The organism is Flavobacterium johnsoniae (genome assembly GCF_030388325.1).
GTDB classification, from domain to species: Bacteria; Bacteroidota; Bacteroidia; order Flavobacteriales; family Flavobacteriaceae; genus Flavobacterium; species Flavobacterium johnsoniae_C.
This window is the reverse complement of the sequence record NZ_CP103794.1, coordinates 2008564-2034975: the sequence shown is the minus strand read 5'-3', so window position 1 is coordinate 2034975 and position 26412 is coordinate 2008564. Positions and strand designations below refer to the sequence as shown.

The 26412-nt window shown below is 32.6% G+C and carries 19 protein-coding genes and 1 tRNA gene; 13 read left to right on the top strand and 7 right to left on the bottom strand.

Going from position 1 to position 26412, the window contains the following annotated elements; translation table 11 throughout:
- Positions 1–180 precede the first annotated feature (180 nt).
- Complete coding sequence (locus NYQ10_RS09005) at positions 181–1926, top strand: ABC transporter ATP-binding protein (RefSeq protein ID WP_289880125.1); 1746 nt, start codon at positions 181–183, stop codon at positions 1924–1926.
- Between the two features lie 95 nt (positions 1927–2021).
- Here NYQ10_RS09005 and NYQ10_RS09000 read toward each other — a convergent pair whose 3' ends face one another.
- Entirely contained in the window at positions 2022–2399 is a 378-nt protein-coding gene (locus NYQ10_RS09000; RefSeq protein ID WP_289880123.1) for a GxxExxY protein, read from the bottom strand.
- Positions 2400–2592: 193 nt separating this feature from the next.
- Positions 2593–5232 (bottom strand): alanine--tRNA ligase, encoded by a 2640-nt coding sequence (gene alaS, locus NYQ10_RS08995; RefSeq protein WP_289880122.1) that lies wholly within the window; start codon positions 5230–5232, stop codon positions 2593–2595.
- A gap of 276 nt (positions 5233–5508) precedes the next feature.
- Here alaS and NYQ10_RS08990 point away from each other — a divergent pair, with 276 nt between their 5' ends.
- From NYQ10_RS08990 to NYQ10_RS08955, 8 genes are all read left to right on the top strand, one after another.
- Positions 5509–6486: a M23 family metallopeptidase gene (locus NYQ10_RS08990; protein WP_289880121.1), complete on the top strand. Its 978-nt coding sequence runs from the start codon at positions 5509–5511 to the stop codon at positions 6484–6486.
- Positions 6487–6534: 48 nt separating this feature from the next.
- A complete protein-coding gene (locus tag NYQ10_RS08985) occupies positions 6535–6867 on the top strand; it encodes a MerR family transcriptional regulator (RefSeq protein WP_125722513.1) in 333 nt (110 codons plus the stop codon).
- Between the two features lie 32 nt (positions 6868–6899).
- Positions 6900–7487, top strand: a complete 588-nt coding sequence (locus NYQ10_RS08980; protein ID WP_289880118.1) for a LemA family protein — start codon at positions 6900–6902, stop codon at positions 7485–7487.
- Positions 7488–7518: 31 nt separating this feature from the next.
- Entirely contained in the window at positions 7519–7956 is a 438-nt protein-coding gene (locus NYQ10_RS08975; RefSeq protein ID WP_289880116.1) for a TPM domain-containing protein, read from the top strand.
- A gap of 3 nt (positions 7957–7959) precedes the next feature.
- Positions 7960–8796, top strand: coding sequence for a TPM domain-containing protein (locus tag NYQ10_RS08970; RefSeq protein WP_289880115.1), 837 nt, complete (start codon positions 7960–7962; stop codon positions 8794–8796).
- A 95-nt stretch (positions 8797–8891) separates the two neighbouring features.
- Positions 8892–9305: an RrF2 family transcriptional regulator gene (locus NYQ10_RS08965; RefSeq protein ID WP_276174991.1), complete on the top strand. Its 414-nt coding sequence runs from the start codon at positions 8892–8894 to the stop codon at positions 9303–9305.
- A gap of 258 nt (positions 9306–9563) precedes the next feature.
- On the top strand, positions 9564–12110 hold the full coding sequence (locus NYQ10_RS08960; protein WP_289880113.1) for a TonB-dependent receptor: 2547 nt from the start codon (positions 9564–9566) through the stop codon (positions 12108–12110).
- 149 nt (positions 12111–12259) lie between these two features.
- On the top strand, positions 12260–13000 hold the full coding sequence (locus NYQ10_RS08955) for a DUF2490 domain-containing protein (RefSeq protein WP_289880111.1): 741 nt from the start codon (positions 12260–12262) through the stop codon (positions 12998–13000).
- Between the two features lie 119 nt (positions 13001–13119).
- Here NYQ10_RS08955 and NYQ10_RS08950 read toward each other — a convergent pair whose 3' ends face one another.
- From NYQ10_RS08950 to era, 3 genes are all read right to left on the bottom strand, one after another.
- Complete coding sequence (locus NYQ10_RS08950; RefSeq protein WP_289880109.1) at positions 13120–15867, bottom strand: outer membrane beta-barrel protein; 2748 nt, start codon at positions 15865–15867, stop codon at positions 13120–13122.
- 168 nt (positions 15868–16035) lie between these two features.
- Complete coding sequence (gene der, locus NYQ10_RS08945) at positions 16036–17346, bottom strand: ribosome biogenesis GTPase Der (RefSeq protein WP_289880107.1); 1311 nt, start codon at positions 17344–17346, stop codon at positions 16036–16038.
- A gap of 242 nt (positions 17347–17588) precedes the next feature.
- A complete protein-coding gene (gene era / locus NYQ10_RS08940; RefSeq protein WP_289880105.1) occupies positions 17589–18470 on the bottom strand; it encodes a GTPase Era in 882 nt (293 codons plus the stop codon).
- 117 nt (positions 18471–18587) lie between these two features.
- On the opposite strand from era, the gene NYQ10_RS08935 reads away from it, so the two are divergent.
- A tRNA-Met gene (locus NYQ10_RS08935) sits at positions 18588–18660 on the top strand.
- 453 nt (positions 18661–19113) lie between these two features.
- On the top strand, positions 19114–20667 hold the full coding sequence (locus tag NYQ10_RS08930; RefSeq protein WP_289880103.1) for a S41 family peptidase: 1554 nt from the start codon (positions 19114–19116) through the stop codon (positions 20665–20667).
- 153 nt (positions 20668–20820) lie between these two features.
- Here NYQ10_RS08930 and NYQ10_RS08925 read toward each other — a convergent pair whose 3' ends face one another.
- Positions 20821–21372, bottom strand: coding sequence for a hypothetical protein (locus NYQ10_RS08925; protein WP_289880102.1), 552 nt, complete (start codon positions 21370–21372; stop codon positions 20821–20823).
- 192 nt (positions 21373–21564) lie between these two features.
- Here NYQ10_RS08925 and NYQ10_RS08920 point away from each other — a divergent pair, with 192 nt between their 5' ends.
- A complete protein-coding gene (locus NYQ10_RS08920; RefSeq protein ID WP_289880100.1) occupies positions 21565–22860 on the top strand; it encodes a nucleoside hydrolase-like domain-containing protein in 1296 nt (431 codons plus the stop codon).
- A 116-nt stretch (positions 22861–22976) separates the two neighbouring features.
- Here NYQ10_RS08920 and NYQ10_RS08915 read toward each other — a convergent pair whose 3' ends face one another.
- On the bottom strand, positions 22977–24989 hold the full coding sequence (locus NYQ10_RS08915) for a M13 family metallopeptidase (RefSeq protein WP_289880098.1): 2013 nt from the start codon (positions 24987–24989) through the stop codon (positions 22977–22979).
- A 266-nt stretch (positions 24990–25255) separates the two neighbouring features.
- On the opposite strand from NYQ10_RS08915, the gene NYQ10_RS08910 reads away from it, so the two are divergent.
- Positions 25256–26392, top strand: coding sequence for a helix-turn-helix domain-containing protein (locus tag NYQ10_RS08910; RefSeq protein ID WP_289880096.1), 1137 nt, complete (start codon positions 25256–25258; stop codon positions 26390–26392).
- The last annotated feature ends 20 nt before the right edge of the window (positions 26393–26412 follow it).

The window sequence follows — 26412 nt, the reverse complement described above, 5'->3', positions numbered from 1 at the left end:
GTTTCTAATACTCAAATATGTAATTTTTTGAATATGACTAACAAATTTTGAATTGAAATTAATCCAATTCAAAACCATTATTTTCCACGCTTATAAAAATTACATTTTTAATAACAAAAATGAACTTCAGAAACTAAAACAATTCCTTACTTTTGCATCTTCCATTTTTTTAAATTACCTATGAAATTATTATATACTTACATCATCAAACATAAAATGCTTTTGTTTTTTGCTTTGATTATGGCTTCAATCAACATTTGTTTCAGCTTATCAGACTCAGTAATTACCGGAAAATTGATGCAGGATTGCGGAGTTGGTCTTGCAAAATATAAAGGAAACGAAATGGGTTTTATTAAATCATTGTCTTTCTGGCTTGGACTTTCTCTTGCTGCTGCAATGGTTTCGAGAATTACAAAAAACTTTCAGGATTATTTTACCAACGTTGTCATTCAGAGAACTGGCGCTCAAATGTATACTGACGGAATAAAAAAATCACTTGATCTTCCTTTTGCAGAATTTGAAGATCAGAGAAGCGGTGAAACTTTAAGCAAACTGACAAAAGTTAGAATTGATTCTGAAAAATTAATCACACTTTCTATTTCGTTAATTTTTCAAACCATTATCGGTTTTATATTCGTAATCGTTTACGTTGCCAGAATTGATTTGAGAATCTCGATTATCTTTTTAATTACAGCACCAATTATTGCTTTAGTGAGTTTGTATTTAGGTAAAAAGATTAAAATCGTTTCTAGAAAAATTGTCAATCAAACCAATGCGCTTGCGGGTTCTACAACTGAAAGTTTAAGAAACATCGAATTAGTAAAAAGTCTTGGTTTAACGTATCAAGAAGAAAAACGTTTGAACTTAAATACGTTTAAAATTCTTCAATTAGAATTGGAGAAAATTCGTTTTATCAGAAGTTTGAGTTTTATTCAAGGAACAACAGTTCACTTTTTAAGAACTTGTGTTGTTTTTGCTTTGTATTATTTCCTTTTTGGAGGAAAAATCATTGTGGGAGATTTATTGACAATGGTATTTTTTACTTTCTTCATTTTTGGACCTTTACAAGAATTAGGAAACTTTATCATTGCTTTGAATGAAACAAAAGTTTCTATGGAAAACTTTAAAAACTTATTAAACGCTCCAAAAGAATTTCGTCCAAAAACGCCAAAACATGTTGGTGCAATTCAGAAATTATTTTTTGAAAATGTTAGTTTTCAACATAAAACGGCTAAATTTAAAGCAGTCGAAAATATCAATTTCGAAATTAAACAAGGACAAACCGTTGCATTTGTTGGTCCGTCTGGATCTGGAAAAACCACTTTAGTAAAATTATTAGTCGGATTATATTCTCCACAAGAAGGACAAGTTTTCTACAATGATATAGATTCTACAGATATTGATTTATTAGATTTAAGAAAACAATTAGGATTTGTAACGCAAGACGCTCAATTATTTTCTGGAACGATTCGAGAAAACTTATTATTCGTAAAACCAAACGCAACCGACGAAGATTTATACGATGCTCTAAAACGTGCAAGTTGCGATAAACTCCTGAGACGTGCCGAAGATGGTTTAAACACAACAATTGGTGAAGGAGGAATTAAAGTTTCTGGTGGAGAAAAACAACGTTTATCTATTGCAAGAGCAATCTTGAGAAATCCGAATTTATTGATTTTTGATGAAGCAACTTCTGCTTTGGATTCAATTACTGAAGAAGAAATTAATGCAACTATCAGAAATATATCTGATAAAAACAGAATTACAGTTTTAATTGCGCACCGTTTATCAACTGTAATGCACGCCGATAGAATTTTTGTTTTAGAACAAGGTAAAATCATTGAGCAAGGTAAACATGAAGATTTGATTGTTGAAAAAGGGCTTTATTACGCAATGTGGCGCCAGCAGATTGGGGAAAGAAAATAGTTGCGGGTAAAGAATCTCGCAAAGTCGCAGAGTCGCAAAGTTTATTTTTTTAAGCTTTGCGACTCTGTTTTTTGTTTAAGTTTTTAAGTATTTTACTAAAGATTTGAAACTACCCTTTTTATTCCAAATTTGATAATTGGTACATTGAAATTTATCAGTAATCCTAATTTCATCTTTGTGATTTTAAGATACGTCAGAACTTGTTTTGCATGAACATCTGTCAATTGTTCGATAGACTTAATTTCCAAAATCACCTTATTTTCAACAATTAAATCTGCTCTAAATCCAATGTCCAGATTTATTTGATCCCAAATTACAGGAAACGTCTTTTGTCTTTCTACGCTCAATCCTCTTTTAGTTAATTCATGATGTAGAATCGCTTCATAAACAGATTCTAATAAACCAGGCCCTAATTTTACATGTATTTTATAACAAACATCGACCACAACAGCTGAAATTTCATTCTCAGTCATTTTTTAAAATTTAAAGTATAAACTTACAAAAAATAAAACTTAAAAAACTTTTCGACTCTGCGTCTTTGCGAGATTAAAAACATTTTCAAAATCAAAAACAAAATCTTAGCAATTAAATTAAAGCAAAAAAAAAGTCGCAAAGCTTAAAAAAATAAACTTTGCGACTCTGCGTCTTTGCGAGATTAAAAAAAGCTTACTTCACAAAATCCACTGCTTTAGCCAAAGCCTCAGCAATTCCGTCAACATTTTTACCTCCTGCAGTTGCGAAGAAAGGTTGACCTCCTCCTCCACCTTGGATATATTTTCCTAATTCGCGAACAACTTGTCCAGCGTTTAGGTTTTTCTCTGCTACAATTTCTTTAGAGATATAGCACGTTAACATTGGTTTACCTTCATGAGCTGTAGCGAAAACTACAAAAAGATTGTTGTATGAATTACCCAATTCGTAAGCCAAATCTTTTGCTCCTTCCTGATTTAAATCTACTTGTTTTGCTAAAAATTGAACTCCATTGATTTCTTGTAATTCTTTCGCTAAATCAGCTTTCATATTTTTAGCTTTATCTTTCAATAAAGCTTCCAATTGTTTTTTCAACTGAGCGTTTTCGTCTTGTAAAGCTAAAATCGATTTTACTGGATCTTGAGCATTTTTAAGCGCTTCTTTAATTTCAGTTAAAGAAACTGCTTGAGACTCAAAATATTCTTTTGCAGCTTCACTTGTAATAGCTTCGATCCTTCTAATTCCAGCCGCAACTGCGCCTTCAGAAACAATTTTAAAATGCCAGATATCAGATGTATTGGCAACGTGAGTTCCTCCGCATAATTCGACAGAATCACCGAATTTAATGGTACGGACCAAATCTCCATATTTCTCTCCAAATAAAGCAATTGCTCCATCTTCAAGAGCTTGTTCTTTTGGAATAGCTCTTTTTTCAATTAATGGCAAACTCTCACGAATTCTTGCATTTACAAAGTTTTCAACTTCTAGTAATTCTTCATCAGAAACTTTAGCAAAATGAGAAAAGTCAAAACGTAAAGAAGCATTTCTTACCATCGAACCTTTTTGTTCAATGTGAGTTCCTAAAATTTTACGCAAACCTTGGTGTAACAAGTGTGTAGCCGAGTGGTTTGAAGAAGTTTTAGCTCTTTGTAAAGCATCAACAACAGCATTAAAAGTTCCGGTAAGATTTTCTGGTAACGATTTTGCCAAATGTATCGTTTGGTTATTTTCTTTTTTCGTATCGATAATATAAACAATATCACCGTTTTGAGCTTCTAAATATCCTTTATCTCCTGTTTGTCCTCCGCTTTCTCCGTAGAAAGGAGTTGCATTGAAAACCAATTGGAAAATTTCACCATCTTTTGCACTTTCTACTCTTCTGTATTTCGTGATTTTTACTTGGTGAGATAATCTGTCGTATCCAACAAATTCCTGAATATCATCTTCCACAATTACATTCCAGTCTCCAGCCGTTACTTTTGATGCTGCACGAGATCTTTCTTTTTGCAATTGCAATTGTTCTTGGAATCCAGCTTCATCAAGTTTCAATCCTTTTTCTGAAAGAATTAAAGCTGTTAAATCGATTGGAAAACCATAAGTATCATACAATTCAAATGCCTTTTTACCATCAACAGTATCTCCTGTATTGTTTAAAATTACAGCATCTAAAAGGACTAAACCTTGATCTAATGTTTTTAAGAATGAATTTTCTTCTTCGCGAATAACATTTGAACAAAGCGCTTTCTGCGTTCTGATTTCTGGGAAAGAATCTCCCATTTGTTCGCTTAAAGTTTCAACCAATTTAAAAATAAATGGCTCTTTTGTTCCTAAGAAAGTAAATCCGTATCGAATAGCACGACGTAAAATTCTACGAATTACATATCCTGCACCCGTATTAGAAGGCAATTGTCCATCAGCAATAGCAAATGCTACCGCACGAACGTGATCTGCAACTACACGAATAGCAATATTCATTTTACTTTGTTCTTCACTAATGCCTGTTACGTCATTAGTTGTATATTTTGCTCCAGTAATGGTTTCGATTTCTCTAATTAATGGCATAAAAACATCAGTATCATAATTTGATGTTTTTCCTTGCAATGCCATACACAAACGCTCAAATCCCATTCCGGTATCTACGTGCTGCGCAGGAAGTTTTTCTAGAGAACCATCTGCTTTACGGTTGAATTCCATGAATACGTTATTCCAGATTTCAACTACCTGCGGGTGATCATTATTTACTAAGCTTTTTCCAGAAACTAATGCTTTTTCTTCTTCAGAACGTAAATCAACGTGAATTTCAGAACAAGGTCCACATGGTCCTTGATCTCCCATTTCCCAGAAATTATCTTTTTTATTTCCTAAAATAATTCTGTCTTCGTCGATTAATGTTTTCCAGATATCCCAAGCTTCTTGGTCAAACGGAACATTATCTTCTTTACTTCCTTCAAAAACAGAAACATAAAGATTTTCTTTAGGGATTTTATACACTTCTGTCAATAATTCCCAAGCCCAGTTAATTGCTTCTTTTTTGAAATAATCGCCAAAAGACCAGTTTCCTAACATCTCAAACATAGTATGGTGGTACGTATCAATACCAACCTCTTCAAGATCATTATGTTTTCCTGAAACACGAAGACATTTTTGCGTATCGGCTATTCTTGGACTTTTTGGAGTTCCGTTACCTAAGAAAAATTCTTTAAACTGGGCCATTCCCGAGTTATTGAACATTAGGGTCGGATCGTCTTTAAGTACAATAGGAGCTGAAGGAACAATTGTATGTCCTTTACTCTCAAAAAAATCTAAAAATTGTTTACGTACGTCTTGTGATTTCATATTTAAATTAGAAAATGTGTCTGTTTATTGTGTCAATTTGAAAATTAGACCATTAGATAATTTATTCATTTGATGATGCGTTAAGTTTTTTATAATGAAATCAAAAAACTTATATTATAAACAATAAATTGCCTATTTTGCGCATTATCTAATGATAAAATAGCCCCAATATCTAATCATTAATTCTTGTAAAAAAATCGTCGAACTGCTGAAACATTTTACTGCTTTGTTCGACTAATTGATTTTACAAGCTGCAAAAATAGCGTATTTTAAAATATGGCGAAAGTAAAATATTATTACGACTCAGAAAATCTGGCTTATACAAAAATAAAAACCAGAAAAAGAATAAAAATTGGTTACGCATTATTGTTTTTAATGGCTTCGGCACTGTTTGGCTTTTTAGTTTTCGTTCTATTAATAAATACGCCTTATTTTGAAACACCAAAAGATCGTTTGCAAGCTCGTGAAATTGAAAATCTAAAAATCCAATATGCCATTTTGAATAAAAAACTGGATGAAATTGATGAAGCAGCCGATGCATTAGAAGAACGTGACAATAATATATATCGTGTTTATTTTAATAAAGCCGAAATTCCGGATTCTATCAGAAAAGCAGGTTTTAGAAATTCTGAAAAATATAAAGCATTAGAAGGTTACAATAATTCGCAATTGGTTTTGAATACGACTAAAAGAGTAGATAAATTGGCTAAACAATTGGCAATTCAATCTCAATCTTTAGATGAAATTTTGAAATTAGCTGGAGCAAAAGAAAATTTATTGTTGGCAATTCCTGCCATTCAGCCAGTTCAAAATGAAAATTTGAAACGTGTTGCGTCAGGTTTTGGATATAGAATCGATCCTTTCACGAAAGTGAGAAAAATGCATAACGGTATGGATTTCACCGCTAATACGGGCGCTCCAATTTATGCGACTGGAGATGGAGTGGTAGAAAGAGCTGATAATACGGCTTCTGGTTACGGAAATCATATTGTGATCAGGCATGGTTTTGGATATGAAAGTCTGTACGCGCATTTGAGCAAATACAACTGTCGCCCGGGACAGCACGTAAAACGTGGCGATGTGATTGGTTTTGTCGGAAGCACCGGAAGATCTGAAGGTCCGCATTGTCATTATGAAGTTCATAAAGATGGAAAAGTGGTTAATCCGTTGAATTTTTACTACGGAAATATTTCGGCTGTAGAATATGTAGCGATTTCGCAAATGGCTAACCAAGAAAATCAATCATTAGATTAATATTCCAAAAAAATAGTATTTTTGAAATAAAATAGTAAAAAACAAATCATGCATATTGAACTTTCTAAAGACAAAAGATATTACAGCATTGGCGAAGTAGCCAAAGCTTTTAATGTCAATGCCTCTTTGATACGATTTTGGGACAGCGAATTTGACATTCTAAAACCCAAAAAAAATGCAAAAGGAAACAGAATGTTCACACCAGAAGATATTACCAATTTGCAATTGATTTATCATCTGGTAAAAGAGAGAGGTTTTACGCTTGATGGCGCTAAAATACACTTAAAAGAAGGTCAGAAGAAAACGTTAGATAAATTCGAAATAATACGTAAATTAGAGTCGATAAAAACGCAATTGAATGACATTAAAAACGAATTGTAATTAAAACTAGAAATAAACTAAAATCAATAATCATGAAAAAATTCTTACCTTGGATTATCGCCGTAGTTGTTATTATTGGAATTTACAGCTGGGTTAAAGGAATTAACAACACTGCAGTAACATTAAATCAAACTGTAGAACAATCTTGGGGAAATGTTCAAACAGCTTACCAAAGACGTAATGACCTTATCGGAAATTTAGTAAACACTGTAAAAGGTGCTGCTGATTTCGAAAAATCAACTTTAACGGCTGTTATCGAAGCTCGTGCAAAAGCAACAAGCGTAACTGTAGATCCATCTAACATTACACCAGAACAATTAGCTGAATTCAACAAAGCCCAAAGCGGTGTATCTTCTTCTTTATCAAGACTATTGGTTTCTGTAGAACAATATCCTACATTAAAAGCTAACGAAAACTTCTTAAAATTACAAGACGAATTGGCTAGCACAGAAAATCAAATTTTGACTGCAAGAACTCGTTTTAACGAAGCTGTAGCGCCTTACAACAACCACATTAAAACATTCCCAAATAGTATGTTTGCAGGTATGTTTGGCTTTAAAGAAAAAGCGTATTTCAATGCAGTTGAAGGAGCTGACAAACCTGTTGAAGTAAAATTCTAAAATCTACAATCTAAACTCTAAAATCATTCAAATGTCAAAAGTAGAAGATTTTTTAACCAAAGAAGAAGAGCAAGAAATTGTTGAAGCTATTCGTATGGCCGAAAATAATACTTCTGGCGAAATTAGAGTTCATATAGAAAAATCATCTTCTAAAGCTCATTATGATAGAGCTTTAGAAGTTTTTCATGAATTACGAATGGATGAAACCAAATTACAAAATGGCGTTCTACTCTATTTTGCAGTTGAAGATAAAAACTTCGTGATTTGTGGCGATAAAGGAATTAACGATTTGGTGTCTGATGACTTTTGGGATTGTACCAAAGATGTTATGACCAACCATTTTAAATCTGGAAATTTTAAACAAGGAATTGTTGATGGCATTCTAAATGCTGGACAACAACTCAAAAAATATTTTCCATCTCTGGAAGATGATACTAACGAACTATCTAACGAAATCTCAAAAGGATAAATGATGAAAAATTCCAAAAATAAAATTCTAAACTCTAATAGAATTTTTCAGTTTGCTTTCTTATTTATCGCATTTTTTATCTGCAATACTATTTTTGCACAATTTGAGATTCCGAAAGTTCCCAGCAAACAAACTTCAGTTTATGATTATGCCAATGTTTTAAGCGCATCTGAAAAAACACAACTCGAAGAAAAACTAATTCGTTATTCTGATTCTACCACAACGCAAATTGTAGTCATTACTATAGAAAGCTTAAAAGGCGAAGATGTAAGTCAGTTGGCTACAAAATGGGGACAAACATGGGGAATTGGCGGAACCAAAGAAGACGATAATGGTGTAATCATTTTATTGGCTAAAAACGAAAGAAAAATCGCGATCAATCCAGGATATGGGGTTGAAGATCGTTTGACAGCTGGAATTGGCGGAACAATTATCCGAAATATTATTATACCAGAATTCAAAGCTGGAAGTTACTATAATGGTCTTGACAAAGGAACTGACGCAATAATTGATGTTTTTAAAGGAAAATTTAAAGGCGAACGCAAACAAACCAAACAAAAAGATTTCCCTATACTTCCTTTCATAGTGATTGTCGTAATTGTTTTAATACTACTTTCTCGAAATAAAAGAGGCGGAGGTGGCAATTCTGGCAACAACGGAGGCGGCGGCCCAAGTCTTCTTGATGTTATTATTCTGAGTAATCTGGGAAGAAGCGGCGGAGGCGGATTTGGAGGTTTCGGTGGCGGATCATCTGGAGGAGGTTTTGGCGGAGGCGGAGGCTTCGGCGGTGGTTTTGGCGGCGGAGGATTCTCTGGCGGTGGATCTAGCGGAAGCTGGTAAACATTCTTTTGTTTAAAGTTTTCTCTGTTTCACGTTTCAAGTTTTAGGTTTCAAGACTAAAATATCATACATTTACATTTTACAATTTAATATAGATGTTATCACATAAAGCAAAATACGCCCTTAAGGCCTTACTTTATTTAGCAGAACAAGACGAAAATCACATTTCCAGAACGGTGGAAATTGCTGAAGGAGCTAATATTCCTAAAAAGTTTTTAGAGCAAATTTTATTAGATCTAAAACGCGGTCGTTTTGTGAGCAGCAAACAAGGAAAATTTGGCGGTTATTATCTGATAAAATCCAAAAATGACATTACTTTGGCAGAAATTCACCGATTATTTGACGGTGCAATTGCACTTTTGCCGTGTGCTTCTTTAAATTTTTATGAGCCTTGCTCCGATTGCAAAACCGAGTCTGAATGCAGTCTACGTCACGGTTTGATGCTAATTAGAGACAAAACTTTGAAGGCAATGGAAGGCATCACAATAGCTTCACTTGTGAATAAATAAAAAAATATTTTCTAATCCCTAGTAAATCGATAGAATTAATTATATATATTTGCAGAAAAATAATTAACTAACCATTTACAAAAGTTTTAACATGAAAGTACATTTTAGTCGATCAAGTGTATCAAAAATTTTGCAAAACAAACAAAGAAGACTCTCCGCTTCTGTAATACGAAATTCATCTATGATGTGTATGTGCTGATTTAAAAAAATATTTTTTTTTCTTTTAAACTCTACTAATCACATATACTTAATATAAAAATGAAAGCATCAATACAAAATATACTTACAATATTATTCTTTTTAACCTTTTCTATCTCATTTGCACAAAGCATTGAAGGTGTAGTAACAACAACAGAAAACACACCTCTAGAAGCTGTAAACGTAGTAATTAAAGGAACAACCAACAGCGCAATTACAGACAATAGCGGTAAATTTGTTATCGACTCTAAAGGAAGATTGCCATTAACTCTTTTAATTCAGTATGTTGGATACAAAACAGTTGAACTAGATTTAACTTCGATACCAGTAAATCCAATTCAGGTTGCGCTTAAAGAAGAAAATGAACTTGTTGAAGTGGTAGTTTCTTCTAGACGTCGTATCGAAAAAGTACAAGATGTGCCAATTGCGATTTCTGTTATTACAGGAAAACAAGCAGAACAAACTGGAGCTTTTAACGTTAACCGTATTAAAGAATTAGTTCCTTCTGTACAATTATATTCATCTAACCCAAGAAATACTGGAATCAATATTCGTAGTTTAGGTTCTCCTTTCGGATTAACAAATGATGGAATTGATCCAGGTGTTGGATTCTATGTTGACGGAGTTTACTACGCACGTCCGGCTGCTACAACACTAGATTTTATTGATGTAGAACAAATTGAGGTTCTACGTGGTCCGCAAGGTTCTTTATTCGGAAAAAACACAACTTCTGGGGCATTTAATATTACAACTCGTAAACCAAGTTTTACTTCAGGCGCAGACTTTGAAGTGAGCTACGGAAATTATTCTTTCTTGCAAGCTAAAGCTTCTTTAACTGGCGCTTTAGGGAATAAAGTTGCCGGAAGAATTTCTTTTTCTGGAACTTCAAGAGATGGTTTAGTTGATAATGTTGCAACAGGAAGACCTACAAATACTTTAAACAATCAGGGAATTAGAGGTCAATTACTTTGGACTCCAACCGTAAATACAAATGTTATTTTTGCGGCAGATATTACAACACAGCGCCCTGATGGATACGCGCAAGTTGTTGCGGGTGTAGCTCCAACACAAAGAGCGGCGTACCGTCAATTTAATGCTATTATTGCTGATTTAAATTATCAATTGCCAAGCTTAAATGCTTTTGATCGTAAAATAGATCATGACACGCCTTGGCGCTCTAATCAAGATATGGGAGGTTTCTCTTTAAATGTTGACACTAAAATTGGTGGAGGAACATTGACTTCTACAACTGCATGGAGATTCTGGAACTGGGATCCATCAAATGATAGAGATTTTACAGGATTACAGGTTTTGGCTAAATCTCAAAACCCAACAAGACAAACTCAAATTACTCAAGAGATTCGTTACGCTGGACAATTAACATCAAAAATTAGCGGTGTGGCTGGTGTATTCTTTATCGATCAAACTTCTCAAACTGACGGTACAGAAGAGTCTGGAAACGCACAGTGGAGATTTGCTCAAAGTTCTACAAGTGCTTTATGGAAAACTCCAGGACTTTTTGAAGGTTACGGAATCAAAACAGATGCGAGAATTAGAGCTTCTAGTGCTGCAGTATTTGGACAAATTGATTGGGCTGTTACAGACCGTCTTCACGTTTTACCAGGTTTAAGATATAACTTTGATAAAAAAGATGCCCATTATGCTCGTACAACGTATGGAGGTTTACAGACAACCGATCCTGCATTATTGGCTTTGAAAAAATCAGTTTACTCTGATCAAGCGTTTGATTCAGCAATTGATAACACGGATTTTTCTGGAAATATTACAGTTACATTTAAGGCTTCAGATAAAATCAATGCTTACGGAACTTTTGCAAAAAGTTACAAACCAGTTGGTGTAAACGTTGCTGGTCTTCCAACAAATTCTGCTGGACAACCGTTATTAGATCTTGCGGTTATCAAACCAGAAAAAGTGTATCATTATGAATTTGGAGTAAAAACTTCTCCGTTCAAAAATTCAATTTTGAATATAGCTTTCTTCAACACAGATATTAAAGATTTCCAAACAAATGTTCAGGCAGCTGAATTAGGAGTAAATAGAGGTTATCTTGCAAATGCAGATAAAGTTCGTGTAAGAGGTGTAGAATTAGATGCAAGTTTTGTGTTCAGCGAGCACTTAACAATAAATGGAGCAGCAACTTACACAGATGGCAAGTATGTGAAATTTACAAATGCACCGCTTCCATTAGAAGAAACTGGAGCGCCAGTATCTTTTAAAGATGTTTCTGGATCTGCTTTGCCAGGCGCTTCAAGATGGGCAGGATCTTTAGGAGGAGAACTTTCTGATCGTGCTAAATTCTTTGGAAATGCAGGGAAAATTTTCTTAGCTCTTGATTCTTACGCTCGTTCTGAATTTTCTTCAAGCCCTTCAGCTTCTAAATACTTAGTTGTTCAAGGTTACGCGATTTTCAATGCTCGTTTAGGTTTCCGTGCATCACAAGGTTTATCTATTCACTTCTGGGGACGCAACCTTTTAAATAAAGATTACTATGAGCAATTATTGCCTGCAGGAGGAAATACAGGACAATATGCTGGTGTATTAGGTGATCAAAGAACTTACGGTGTTACGCTTAAGTATTCATTGTAAGCGGTTAATTAGTTTAGTATTAAACGAGATGCATTTTTAAAATGCATCTCGTTTTTTTTGTTCAAATCACAAAAAAGATTTCAAAACAAATTTTTAGATGAACAGAAATAAGATCATTTACATAAATTCGCAGCTTGAATTTATCGCAATTGAAAATTTCTTGTAGGCTACTTTTTATTATAATTCTTTCTTGCCAATTTATTAATGGGCAAAATCAAAAGAATATCGACCAACAAACTTTAACTTGGATTCGATACTATAATATTTTTCCATTATCTGAAAAATGGGCTATTCATTCTGAATTTGACAATCGAAGTTTTGTAAATCCTGTTCATGAGAATCTTTTTGTAATAAGATCGCAAGCGCGCTATCGTGCCAACCAAATAATGGATTTTGGCGCTGGTTTTGCTTATTTTCATGTCAATACTCAGAGCGAAAAAGTAGATCCTGATTTCTCTGTTCCCGAATATCGAGCACAGCAAGATCTAACTTTTATTAATGATATTGCAAAGATTACTTTCCATAACCGTTTTCAAGTAGAAGAACGTTTTATTCAAAAAGCAGATAAAACTGGACTTTTAAATGAATTTTCTTTTGCTTTTCGATTTAGATATCGCTTGCAATCTATGTTTACGATTTGGGAAAAAGAAAAACGAAGTGTAAAAGGAACTATTTCTGATGAAATTTTATTTAATCAAGGAAAAGATAACCGCAACAATACTTTCGACCAAAATCGCTTTTATGTTGCTTTGCGTTATCATTTTAATCCAAATATTGGTTTAGAATTGGGATATTTAAAGAATTTCCAAAGGCGTTCCAGCGGTGTAGATTTCTATGATCGTGATATTATTAGATTTACTGTTTATCATAGAATTAATCGGAAATTTTAGATTTTAAATTTTAGATTTTAAATTTTAGATTTCTCTATAAAAAAACGGCAAATCAAAATTGATTTGCCGTTTTTTTTAACTTTGTTCCTTTGAACCTCAAAACCTCAGAACCTCAAAAATCACGATCCTCTCTGTCTTCTTGCCTTTTTCCCTTCAGAAAAGTTTCCGATTTTGTAAGCTAAAGAAAACATTACGTAACGCTTTAAAACCGTATTTTCTTCGTCACGAATAGAAGTTGACGAAATAGTTCTTGTAGCACTTTGATTTTGGTTTAAAACATCATACACTTTCACTTTAGCATATAATTTTTTATCCATAAAACCATAAGACAAACTAGTATTCCAAAGGAAAAAGTCCTTTTTAAAATCATCTGAAATATTTGAATTATAAGTATATCCAAAATCATTTCCAAAAATCAAATTAGCTGGCCAATACGAAGTTGTTTGTAAATTAATCCTATGAATTACATTGGAAGTTGCATCTCGCGAAGAGTTTTCATATTTTGTTTCATTGTAAGACAAACTATACGATGGCGCAATCGAAAGCACTTCTCCATAATCATAAGAAGCATATACACTTGGCGTAACTACGATAGATTTTGCATTGTATAAAACGGCATTTGTAAATCCTTTATCAAAATTATAATTACCGCTCAAACGCAAACCATATCTTAATGTATGAGCATCTTTTTTAATTTGCTGATTCCAGTTTCCTCCAATCGAAGCAGAATAAGTTCCAGAAATATTCACGTAAGTTGTATTTCGTTTTCCGCTATCATCATAAATTGAAGTCGAAACCACATCATTATTATAATAATCTCCTCTCAAATAAACGCTGTAACCAGAACGAGATCTAAAATCAAAATTTTTAAAATCTACACTCGCACTATTTTTCTCGATCGGATTTAAATCTGGGTTTCCAATTACACTATTTAATGGATTGTTTAAATTGGCAACTGGCATTAATTGCGTTGCTGACGGAAGCGCATTAGAATAGTCATATTTAAAAGTCAAATTTTTCGAACGATTAAATTTATATCTTAATTGAGCATTTCCATACGGAAGCATATATCTTTTATTCAAATCTGTCACTTGATTTAGATAAAAAGAATGATTATCAAATTCTACAATTGAAGTTCTAGAATTTAAATTAAGCGTAAATTTATTTTTCTGCAAAGTAACTCCAACCTTAGGCGTAATCGAATTTTGTTTTGATGAAGTATAATTTGTCAATGATAAATTCAAATCAGAATATTGATCTGTAGTTTCATCATAATCAAATGTTTTTTGATCATTTACAGAATTTTGCCAGTTAAAATCAGTTCCAAAACGAACACGAAGCGAATCTGTAATTGGCTCTGTATATTCTAAATCAATTGCGTAAGAATCACTTTTTGAATTGTTTTTTGCGTTCTGATTTCTTTCATCATTCGGTTTTCCATCTTGGTGAAAGATAGTTTCAGAAATATTAATCCCGTTCGAGTCATTTTTAGAGTTATTGTTATTAAAAACAATGCTCAGATTTCGTGACTTTTTTTCGAATACTTTATTGAAATTAATACTGTTCGAAAAATTGGTATTAGATCCTTTTGTATGAGAAGTTGATGTACTTTCGTTTAGCGCTTCACCATTTTCATCTACTGAAGAAGTAAACGAAGAATTATTATTTGTCGAATTAGACTGATTTAAATTTGGAGCCACAACAAGACGCATAGTAGGATCTATTTTGTATTCTAACTGAAAATTGGCATTGTTTCCCGTATTTTCATTTTTAGTTTTAGAATCAGCTTCTGTTACAATATTTCCTGTTGGCAAAAAACTAACTTGATTCGATTTACTATCATTTTTAGTTACGGCATTTGTAAAATTATAACTGCTCATAAACTCCAAATCTTTCGTCCAGTCGTCAGAATAATTAATTCCAGCCAAAGTCGATTGCGTAATTCCTTTTCCGCCATTTCCTGCGCCTTGACCTCCTTTTGAATTTCTTCCGCCTCCCATATTATCAAAAACCTCATCCATAGAAAAACCTGTCGAGTTGATATTATTTGAAGAAGCTAAAACGCTGATTTTTTGTTTATTTTTAAAAAAGTTCATCATCAAACTGCTTTCATAATGTTCGTCTGAACCATATCCGCCGAGCACTTTTCCAAAATATCCTTTATTTTTCTTTTCGTCAATTGTGATATTTATACTCGAATAATCTGAAGTCGATTCTTGTTTTGCTAGCTCTTCTTTTTTTGTTTTAAAATCAGAAACCTGAACTTTCTTTATAATATCAGCCGGAAGATTTTTAATCGCAATTGCTCCATCTTTATCAAAAAATGCTTTTCCGTTAACCAAAACTTGATTGACTTCTCGACCATTTACTGTGATTTTTCCAGAATTATCAACATCAAATCCTGGTAGTTGCTTTAATAAAGTTTCAACATTCGCATCTGGGCGAACTTTATATGAAGGTGCATTAAATTCTAAAGTATCTTTTTTGATTGTAATTGGCGGAGCTTCCGATTTTACTATAACTTCATTTAGAACATTTGCATTTTCAATCATATATATTTTCCCGAAGTCTTTACTTTCTGTAAGTCCTTTTTGTTCTTCAAAATAAGCCTGATATCCTGTGTAATTGACTTTTAAGAAGACTGGTTTTTCATACTTTTTAGTATTGATAATAAAATTCCCGTTTTTATCCGTTGTAGCATATTCAATCATTGTTGAATCTTTTACGGTTGTAAAATAAACGGTGGCAAGTTCAAGAGGAAGCTGTGTGTTGATGTCAACCACTGTTCCTTTAATAACGATATTATTCTGGGCATTTGCCGAGTACGCAAAAGCTAAAAACAATAAAAATGAATAAATTTTGGTCATAAAATTAGGTTAGTTAGATCAGTAAGACTTAAATAATTGCAAAAGGTTTAATTGTATTTTTTACATTTATTCAAATATAATGCCAATAAAAAATTGATCTCATAATTACATAGACACAAAAAACAAAAAAGTCCCCTATTTATGGGGACTTTTTCTGCTATTTTTATTTTATTTTTCTCTGATATAAATATCAATTGGAACTCCTGCAAAATCCCAATTTTCTCTAATTTTATTTTCTAAATATCTTTTGTAAGGTTCTTTTACGTATTGAGGCAAGTTAGCAAAAAACACAAACTGAGGCGTTTGAGTTGGTAATTGCATACAATATTTAATCTTTACGTATTTTCCTTTTGTTGCTGGCGGCGGATAAGCTTCAATAACTTTCAACATATATTCGTTAAATTTTGAAGTTGCGATTCTTTGTTTTCTGTTTTCGAAAACTTGAACTGTAGCTTCCAATGCTTTTAATAAACGTTGTTTTGTCAAAGCAGAAACGAACAAAATTGGCACATCGGTAAAAGGCATCAATTCTTTTTTGATTTTCTCTTCGTAATCGCGTGTAGACATGGTATCTTTTTCTACCAAATCCCATTTGTTTACTAAGATTACAACACCTTTGCGGTTTTTCTCAGCCAACCAGAAAATACTCTGATCTTGACCTTCAAATCCACGAGTTGCATCGATAACCAAAATACAAATATCGGCATGCTCAATTGCACGTACAGAGCGCATTACAGAATAAAATTCTAAATCTTCTTTTACTTTAGCCTTACGACGAATTCCAGCCGTATCTACCAAGTTAAATTCGAAACCAAAACGATCAAATTTAGTATCAATTGCGTCACGCGTTGTTCCAGCAATATCGGTAACTATATAACGTTCTTTACCAATTAAAGCATTGATAAAGCTTGATTTTCCAGCATTCGGACGACCTACCACAGCAAAACGAGGTAAATCTTCTTTAACCTCAACTTCTGGTTTTTCTGGGAAAGCATCAATTAAAGCATCTAATAAATCTCCAGTTCCACTTCCAGAAATACTTGCAAAAGTGTAATAATCTCCTAAACCAAGATTATAAAACTCAATTGCATCTTTCTCACGCATTGCATTATCAACCTTATTTACAGCCAATAAAACTGGTTTTGTTACTTTACGAAGTAATTTTGCAACGGTTTCATCCATTGGTGTAATTCCTTCTTCAACATCAACCACAAAAATAATAACATCGGCTTCGTCGATAGCAAGTTCTACTTGTTTACGGATTTCACCTTCAAATACGTCATCGCTTCCGCGCACGTATCCACCTGTATCAATGACAGAAAACTCTTTTCCGTTCCACTCGCTTTTACCATAGTTTCTATCACGGGTAACCCCAGATACTGAATCTACAATAGCTTCTCTTCTTTGTATCAGCCTATTAAACAGGGTTGATTTCCCTACATTAGGTCTTCCTACTATCGCAACAATGTTATTACTCATTTTATTGATTTTTTGATTTTAGACTTTAGATTTCAGATTCTTAGCTTCCTAAAAATCTAATCACTTGTAATCCAAAATGCTTTATTTAAATTTTTTGCAAAGGTAGTTAAAAAAAGTTGCTGAGACGCTAAGTTTCTAAGTACCTAAGATTTTATTATTTTTTGTTTCAAGTTTCAGGTTTCAGATTTCAGGTTTATACCTGACGTTTAACTTGAAACCTGAAACTTGAAACAATTAAACCTTTATTGATTATACCCAAATCTTTTCAACATATTAGCGTTGCTTCTCCAGTTTTTGTTCACTTTTACATAAAGTTCTATGTGAATTTGTTTTCCGAAGAATTTCTCTAAATCGGCGCGGGCATCGGTTCCGACTTTCTTTAAAGCTGCACCTTTATGTCCGATAATAATTCCTTTTTGCGTATCGCGCTCTACCATAATTACCGAACGAATTCTGATAATTTGATCTGTTTCAATAAACTCTTCTGTTACGATTTCTACTGCGTATGGAATTTCTTTAGCGTAATTCAATAAGATTTTCTCACGGATCGTTTCGTTAACAAAGAAACGCTCTGGCTTGTCTGTTAATTGATCTTTTGGATAATATGCCGGAGATTCTGGTAGTAATTCTATAATTCTTCCAAAAACTTCTGGAACGTTGAAGTTTTGCAAAGCCGAAATCGGGAAAATCTCTGCATTAGGAACTTTCTCTTTCCAAAAAGAAACCTGCTCTTCTAATTGTTCTTGATTAGAATTATCGATTTTATTTAGAAGTAATAAAACAGGTATTTTAGCATGAATGATTTTCTTAAAGAAATCTTCGTCTTTAAGATTCTGTTCTCCTATTTCGACCATATAAACTAAAATATCAGCATCTTCAAAAGCCGATTTTACAAAGTTCATCATCGATTCCTGCATTTCGTAAGCAGGTTTAATAATTCCAGGAGTATCAGACAAAACCAATTGAAAGTCTTCTCCGTTTACAATTCCTAAAATTCTATGACGTGTAGTTTGTGCTTTTGATGTAATAATAGACAATCGCTCTCCTACGAAAGCGTTCATCAATGTTGATTTTCCAACATTTGGATTTCCGATAATGTTTACGAAACCTGCTTTATGTGACATTTTTTGTTTTATTTATTTTGCAAAGGTAGTCATATCAAGTTAATACAGAAAATAAAACATTTTTTTAAGTTTTCGTTGGAAATCTAAAAAATCGACGTATCTTTGCACCCGAAACATCGCGGGATAGAGCAGTAGGCAGCTCGTCGGGCTCATAACCCGAAGGTCACAGGTTCGAGTCCTGTTCCCGCTACAAATAAAGCTTCAGAGAAATCTGGAGCTTTTTTTGTTTTAAAAAATTTGATTTTGATTGTGGGTGCGAAGTCAGAGACATTCGCACAGCGCCTCCATTGAACTCTTCGAAGAGCGGGAAATCTGGAGCTTTTTTGTTTTTTACCTTATTTCTGATTCTCTTTGCGGGTACAATTACAAATCTGCACTATTGGATCATCTTGCAAACGTTACGCAAATGTCACTGACTCTTTTTCACAAACAAGAAATAAACACTTAATAATCAAAACACTATAACTAAACCCTATTAATTTCATTAATTACTTTGCACTTTTTTTCTTTTATTGCAATGCAATTTTATCTTATTTTTACCACAAGAATTTAGTTGAAAAATGAAATAAAAATGATTATCAGTGACGTATATTAAACTCTAAAAATTAAATCTCTAACCCCTAACCCAAAACTAATGTAGTACATGAATAATAAAAATCTAATACCAATTTTTATATTATTGTTTTTCTTGTCCTTTAAAATTCAGGCACAAGGATCTGATAAAAACGCGAAGGATAGTATAATGCTGTACAATAAAATACTTTCAATAAAGCAAATACAGCAGGATCTTAAAATACTCCTTGCTATAAACGAAAAAGCAAATTCTGGCTTGTACCAATACCGTTCTAAAAAACAAATAGACAGTATTTACAATACAACTATTAAAAGTATAAAAAAGCCTATAAGCGTTACGGAGTTTTACAAAATAATGCTCCATCTGGCAGATTTTGAAGGAAGTGTACACAATTATACTATTCCTGATCTCGAATTAATAAAATTTCTGAACAGGCAAAAATCTTTTTTCCCTTATCCTCTTCTTTACATTGATGGACAAATTATTTTCGATGGTCAATCATCAGATATACCAGCAGGTTCAAGAATAAGAAGTATAAACGGGATAAGTGACACAAAATTGATGCAATCTTTTTATAAATACTATACAGCAGATGGCTTTAACATGACAGAAAAATTATCGGCTAGCGTAAATAAATCGTTTGGAATAAACTATTTGTTTGAATATGGTCTTTCTAATGAATTCATTATAGAATACAATTCACCAAAATCTGAATCTCTTGAAAAAAAGATACTTCCTGCAGTAACACTAAAGCAAAGAGAAGCGAACATTAAAAATAGATTTAGCGCTCCTGTTACCGATTTGATAGATTATAAAAAGCAACCTCCTTATAGTTTTCAAATGCTTAATCCAACAACAGGTTTATTAAATCTAAGATGGTTTGGAATGGCATACGGATCAGACGATCCTAAGTTTGAAACATATGTTCAATTTTTGGATAGTGTTTTTAAAGGACTAGACAAAAACAAGGTTTCTAACCTGATCATTGATGTTAGAAATAATCCTGGCGGAAGCGATCCTAACTTTGAACAGCCTGTAATGTACCTCACAGATCAACCATTCAAAGAAAATGTAAAAGCTACCATAATCTTCGACCCTAACTTGTTGCCTTTCGAGAACTATTTCTGGGGCGTTTCAACATCAGAACGAATGGATAGTATTTCTAAAAAAATGGGAAAAAAATACCTAAAAGATGTGTATCCAGTTTTTAAAAACAATATAAGTGTACAAAATCCAAAATATAATCCGGTTTATCATCCCAAATTACCAAAGTTTAAAGGCAATCTTTATCTTTTGATTAATGAAAATGTGGCATCAGCTGCTTCACATTTTGCTTCCTTAGTAAAAGCATATGTTCAAAATGTTACTATAGTTGGTGTAGAAACCGTTGGCGGTTACTATCGCCATAATGGACATACACCATTGGTCTATGAACTTCCCAATTCAAAGATAAAAACTCAATTTTCAATTGTAAATCTGGTTCAGGACGCTCCAAAAAAGGAAAATCAGCCAGAAGGTCACGGTATTATGCCGGATCATGAAGTGTGGCCATCTTTGGATGATTTTTTCAAACAAAAGGATACGCAAATGGACTATACTCTTAAACTTATACAAATGAAATAATTTGGATTTTCATACTTTTAACTAATAGAAAGCTTCAGAGAAATCTGGAGCTTTTTTGTTTTTACCTTTTTCTAATTCTCTTTGTGTACACAAATTACAAATATGCGCAATCGGAATACATCATAAAAAATCTAATGTGTAATACTCCTTTTTTTATAAGTCTCTCATTGGCTCCCCAGTTTTTGGATTAACTATTTTCCAATAAACTTCATAAAAAGCTTTCTTTCTTGTATTATGTTTTTTTAATAGTTCACCAAAAAAGTTTGTTAAAGCAATTTTTTCTTCAGTTTGTTCTGTTAAAATGTCCCTCTCATTTTCATCTAATATCATTACAGATGCGTAGATATGTCCCCATTCCTCAAGACCATTAGTTAGAATTGTATATCTTTTTCCATTTGAAAAAAGGTCAATGTTTTTCCATACTAGTATTGGATGATTTCTGTTACTAGGAAAGATTTCTTTGTCCCATTTACCATATTTATCATACATTACTTTGTGCGTGTAGAAAGCTGAATATACACATTCATACCTAATTTCATTTATTTTGGTCGTGTCTTTACCATTTACAGTTACATATTTTTCATTCAAAATTTCTGTAAACTTATTTTCGTAAATCTTAGGACATTTTTCTTCGATAGTTGCTTTTTGGGCTAAAGAACAATTTAAAAAAAAGAAAAAAATGATTGTTATGTAATTTTTTTTCATCGATTTGTTTTTTAATGTTAACAAACGTCAATGTTTATTTGTTTCCCAAAAATAGGATTTTTACTTCATAAATCATCAAATGGTTTTTTTTATTCTAAAAAACGTAGGCTCTATAAATATTTTTAAATTAACTCTAAAGGCCTTACATTAGCAATTGTAATCGATTACATTAATTTAAAAATTAATCAAATCATGAAAATAAAATATTATACAATTTTTCTATTAAGCCTTTACATTACTTCTATTTATGGACAAAAACCAGTTCCTATAAAACCCAGAATACTAATTAGTACAGATATTGGCGGAACAGATCCAGATGACAATCAATCTATGACGCACTTACTAATGTATAGTGATAAATTTGAAATTGAAGGTTTAATTTCGTCTCCATCTTATGGAAACGGAAGCAAACAGGAAATAATTAGAATGATTGATTTGTATGAAAGAGATCTTCCAAAACTTCAAAAACACCATTCTGGATTTGCATCTCCTGATTACCTGCGTTATATAACAAAACAAGGCTATCACGGAAATGTTTCTTTTATTGGTTATTCGAAAGCCACAGAAGGATCTAATTGGATAGTAAAATGTGCTCAGAAAAAAAGTTCTCAACCTTTATGGATATTATGCTGGGGAGGTTTAGAAGATTTAGCACAAGCTCTACACGATGCACCTAGTATTCAAAATAAAATTAAAGTGTATTGGATAGGTGGTCCAAATAAAAAATGGAGCGCTAATAGTTACGCTTACATTGTTGCCAATTTTCCTAATTTATGGTTTATCGAAAACAATTCTTCTTATTATGGGTTATTTTCTCCAAGTGATGAACCTGACAATGTGCTTATTTCAAATTATTATTCGAAACATATTAAAGACAAAAGTTTTTTAGGAAAAGATTTCATCAACTATTATAAAGGAGAGGTCAAAATGGGAGATACACCTTCCCTGCTCTACATGATGGATGGAGATCCAAACAATCCAACACGCGAAAGTTGGGGATGTAGTTTTGAAAAATTCAATTATAGTCCTCGAACGGTACTTGACAGAACAACAACTATTAAAGACACAATAGCTTTCTGCTCTATAATGGAACTAAGATTTAATGTACCGAAATCAAAGGCAAAAAAAGAATCTATAGGTTTTTGGATGGAAGTTCCTTATGGAAAAACAATTCAGAAATGGCCAGGTTATTATATCGGAAATGATGTTTACGCTATAAGATATATTCCTAAAAAAGCAGAAGTCTTAAATTATAAATTGTCTTCTGATATTCCAGAAATTAACGGAAAAACTGGCGCATTAGTTGCAACAAACTTATGGCCTGGAAAAAAGAGTCAAAAAGATTATCAATTAGGCAATAATTGGTTTACTGATAAACACGATTCAGATCTTTATTTTGGTAAAATTCAAGGAGGAAAAACAATTTCAAAATGGAGAGATGAAATTTTATTAGACTGGAGCAAAAGATGGGAATGGCTAAATGAATAAATCTCGAATTCCTTAACTAATAAAATACTTAAAGAGTTTTTACAATTAAAAAAAGCTTCAGAGAAATCTGAAGCTTTTTTATTAGATATTCATGAACAAGAAGTTTATGCAATATACTACCAAATCGTTATTCTATCTTTCTTCGGCAAAAACATTTTATCTCCTGCTTTTACATTAAATGCATCGTAAAAAGGTGTCGTATTCATCAGCGGACCATTAACACGCCAATTTGGTGGTGAATGCGGATTATTGTTAATCCATAAACGTAAAAACTCTTCTTTCATTTTTACTCTCCATATTCTGGCTATAGAAATAAAGAAGCGTTGATCTGGGGTAAAACCATCAATTTTTTCGTTTCCTTTTCCTTGTTCAGTCATTTTAAAAGCATCATAAGCAACGGCTATTCCAGCAATGTCTGCTGTATTTTCACCAACTGTCATTGCGCCATTAATATGTAAATTATCTAAAACGGTATATGTACTATACAAATTGATAACTTGTTGTATTCTAGATTTAAACTGTGCATAATCTTCTTTTGTGCACCAATTTTTCAAATTACCATCTTTGTCATATTGAGCGCCTTGATCATCAAAAGTATGAGTTATTTCGTGACCTATAACCATTCCGATTCCACCATAATTAAGCGCGTCATCTGCATCATTATCAAAATACGGAGACTGTAAAATACCTGCAGGAAAAACAATTTCATTTGCTGTAGGATTGTTATAAGCCGTAACGGTTGGCGGTGTTGTATACCATTGTGATCTATCAACTGGTTTTCCCAATTTTGCTAATTGAAATTGATATCCCGCCGTAGCAGCCGAAACCACATTCTCAAAATAGGTGCCTCTAGCTACACGTACATTACTATAGTCTCTCCATTTATCTGGATACCCAATTTTCTTTGTAATGGCAAATAGTTTTTCTTTAGCTTTTTGCTTCGTAACAGGACTCATCCATTCCAAATTATCGATTCTTTTAGCGTAAGCTTTTTGCAAATTATTCACAAGAACCAGCATACGCTTTTTGGCATCTTCAGAAAAATATTTCTTTACATACAATTCTCCCAATGCTTCACCTAAGTAATTATCAATAACATTTGCCATCTTTTCGCCGCGTGATTTTTGAACGGCTTGTCCAGAAAGCACTTTTGTATATTCAAATGAAGCATCTACAAAAGGTTTACTCAAATAATCTGCATATCTTTCTATGGAATTTGCTTTCAAATAGATTTTCCAATTATTTAATGGAATGGTTTTTAAAAGTTTATTAAGCGCATCATAATAAGCTGGCTGAGACACATTAATAGAATCAGTCTTTGCTCCTAAATTATTTAAAAAAGTTGTCCAGTTTATGTTCGGATGTCTTTTTGCAAGATCTGCTACAGCTATTTTATTATAATTTGCCTGCACATCTCGAAGCTCTACTTTTGTTTTATGCGAAACAGCAAGTTGTTTATCAATACCATAAACCAAATCAGCATTCTTTCTAGCCTCATCTGCATTACTACCTGTTTGCTGAAATAATGCATCAAGGTATTTCTTGTAGGCTTTCTGTATAGCAACAGTCGATGAATCTGATTTGAAATAATAATCTCTGTCTGGCAAGCCTAAACCTGTTTGATAGATTTGGGCAATATTCATACTACTGTTTTTATCATCAGTTGATACTCCAAAAGCTATAATAGAAGAATTGTCCGCTTTTACTTCATTAACTACAAAATTCATTAGAGAAGGCAAATCGTTAATTGCTTCAATTTTAGCAAGCAAAGGTTTGATCGGTTCAAAACCGCGTTTCTCTATGGTTAAAGTATCCATACCCGATGCATAAAAATCTCCGACCTTTTGCGCTATGCTCCCTTCTGGATTCTCGCTTTTCGAAATACTGTCTAATATTCCTTGCATACGAATTCGCTGTGGGAAATTCATAAACATATAAGCCCCCACTCCTGTTTGAGACGCAGGTATTGATATCGAATCATACCATTTGCCATTTACATATCTAAAAAAATCATCGCCAGGACGTAAAGTAGAATCTATTCCTGTAATGGCAATATTTTTTTTTCTTTCATGTTTTGAACACGCTGTTAAAGCTAAAAATACAATAAAGAGCAATAATGATTTTTTCATAATCAGATGGTTCTATTAAAATGAATATGTTTCGGATAATTAATTTAGTAGAACAAGATAACAATTCAGTTTTAATTTATAAAGTTTTTCTTAAAAGAATCACTTAATAAAATCATTACTGTTTTAGTTAATCATTTCTTAATCTGTAAAAAAATTCATTCGTATTACTATAAATTCGCCAAGCCATTTCATATGAAATACGCTACGTTTTTAAAATACCATAATATCCCAAAAACAAATTTTAAACCAACTTTTATCTTAAAAAATTGATTTATACCACACTTTTAAATATTGCGGTTTTTCAGGGAACAGTTTTAGGCTTTATTATTCTAAAATCTTCCTTATTCAATAGTAATTCTAATAAATATCTCGCGTACTTATTATTTGCACTTTCCATTATTTTACTGAATTACGTTTTTGAACTTGAAGAAGTTTTTATATCCTATCCTTTATTGCGTTTTATAGACGAGATCGATTGGATATTTCTATTACCTGTTTTCACATTTATGTTTATTATAAACCGCATTGATGATTCGGTAAAAAACAGACAAAAAACTTATTTGTTTTATATCCCATTTGTCTACGCCACTATTCTTAATCTTTCAGCCTATTTTGAAATTGTACTCGGACTTTATAAAATTCCTAAGTCCTATGCATTCCTAATCAATATTTTTAGACTGATTCAACTTTTATTGGTCGTTATCATTATTGTGTGTTTACCTCTTTACTCTTATTTTATGATAAGGTATTTAAAAAACCCACAAGAAAAAAAATGGGTTCTTACTTTATTAACTTTTATGTATTTGGTATTATTAGTATGGCTAAATACTTATATGGTTGGTCTATTTTTCAAATCAGATATTTCTTTTCCGATGAGCGTGGTGGCTTTATTCGCAACATTTATAATTCATTGGACAGCTTATATAGGTATTTACAAATACAAATTGGCAAAAGACACAAATGCTGTTTATAATTTTTTAAATGGAGATTTAGCTATTTCGCCTTCCGATTTTCAAATTGTAGAAAATGATACTCCACAAGAATCTATCGAATCTATCACATCTGATAATCTTTACTTTCAAAAACTAGAACTTCTCTGCAAGGAAGAGCACATTTATACCGACAGTACTTTAAACAGAGAAAAAGTTGCAGAAAAATTAGGCATAAGCGCCGGTTATGTTTCTCAAATTGTAAATACGATTACGGGAGATAATTTTGCTAATTACATTAATCAATACCGTATTGAAGCAGTAAAAGAAATGATTTCGAATTCTGAATATGAAAATTATAATTTGCTTACCATGGGATTGGAATCTGGTTTTACTTCAAAAACCACTTTTTACAAAGCTTTTAAAAAAGCCACGGGACAGACTCCAAATGAGTATAGAAATTCAAAAAAATAAGTACCGATTTATACAATTTA

Coding starts and splice junctions, on each gene's coding strand:
- NYQ10_RS09005 (WP_289880125.1), top strand. CDS start 181: ATGAAATTATTATATACTTACATCATCAAACATAAAATGCTTTTGTTT.
- NYQ10_RS09000 (WP_289880123.1), bottom strand. CDS start 2,399: ATGACTGAGAATGAAATTTCAGCTGTTGTGGTCGATGTTTGTTATAAA.
- alaS (WP_289880122.1), bottom strand. CDS start 5,232: ATGAAATCACAAGACGTACGTAAACAATTTTTAGATTTTTTTGAGAGT.
- NYQ10_RS08990 (WP_289880121.1), top strand. CDS start 5,509: ATGGCGAAAGTAAAATATTATTACGACTCAGAAAATCTGGCTTATACA.
- NYQ10_RS08985 (WP_125722513.1), top strand. CDS start 6,535: ATGCATATTGAACTTTCTAAAGACAAAAGATATTACAGCATTGGCGAA.
- NYQ10_RS08980 (WP_289880118.1), top strand. CDS start 6,900: ATGAAAAAATTCTTACCTTGGATTATCGCCGTAGTTGTTATTATTGGA.
- NYQ10_RS08975 (WP_289880116.1), top strand. CDS start 7,519: ATGTCAAAAGTAGAAGATTTTTTAACCAAAGAAGAAGAGCAAGAAATT.
- NYQ10_RS08970 (WP_289880115.1), top strand. CDS start 7,960: ATGAAAAATTCCAAAAATAAAATTCTAAACTCTAATAGAATTTTTCAG.
- NYQ10_RS08965 (WP_276174991.1), top strand. CDS start 8,892: ATGTTATCACATAAAGCAAAATACGCCCTTAAGGCCTTACTTTATTTA.
- NYQ10_RS08960 (WP_289880113.1), top strand. CDS start 9,564: ATGAAAGCATCAATACAAAATATACTTACAATATTATTCTTTTTAACC.
- NYQ10_RS08950 (WP_289880109.1), bottom strand. CDS start 15,867: ATGACCAAAATTTATTCATTTTTATTGTTTTTAGCTTTTGCGTACTCG.
- der (WP_289880107.1), bottom strand. CDS start 17,346: ATGAGTAATAACATTGTTGCGATAGTAGGAAGACCTAATGTAGGGAAA.
- era (WP_289880105.1), bottom strand. CDS start 18,470: ATGTCACATAAAGCAGGTTTCGTAAACATTATCGGAAATCCAAATGTT.
- NYQ10_RS08930 (WP_289880103.1), top strand. CDS start 19,114: ATGAATAATAAAAATCTAATACCAATTTTTATATTATTGTTTTTCTTG.
- NYQ10_RS08925 (WP_289880102.1), bottom strand. CDS start 21,372: ATGAAAAAAAATTACATAACAATCATTTTTTTCTTTTTTTTAAATTGT.
- NYQ10_RS08920 (WP_289880100.1), top strand. CDS start 21,565: ATGAAAATAAAATATTATACAATTTTTCTATTAAGCCTTTACATTACT.
- NYQ10_RS08915 (WP_289880098.1), bottom strand. CDS start 24,989: ATGAAAAAATCATTATTGCTCTTTATTGTATTTTTAGCTTTAACAGCG.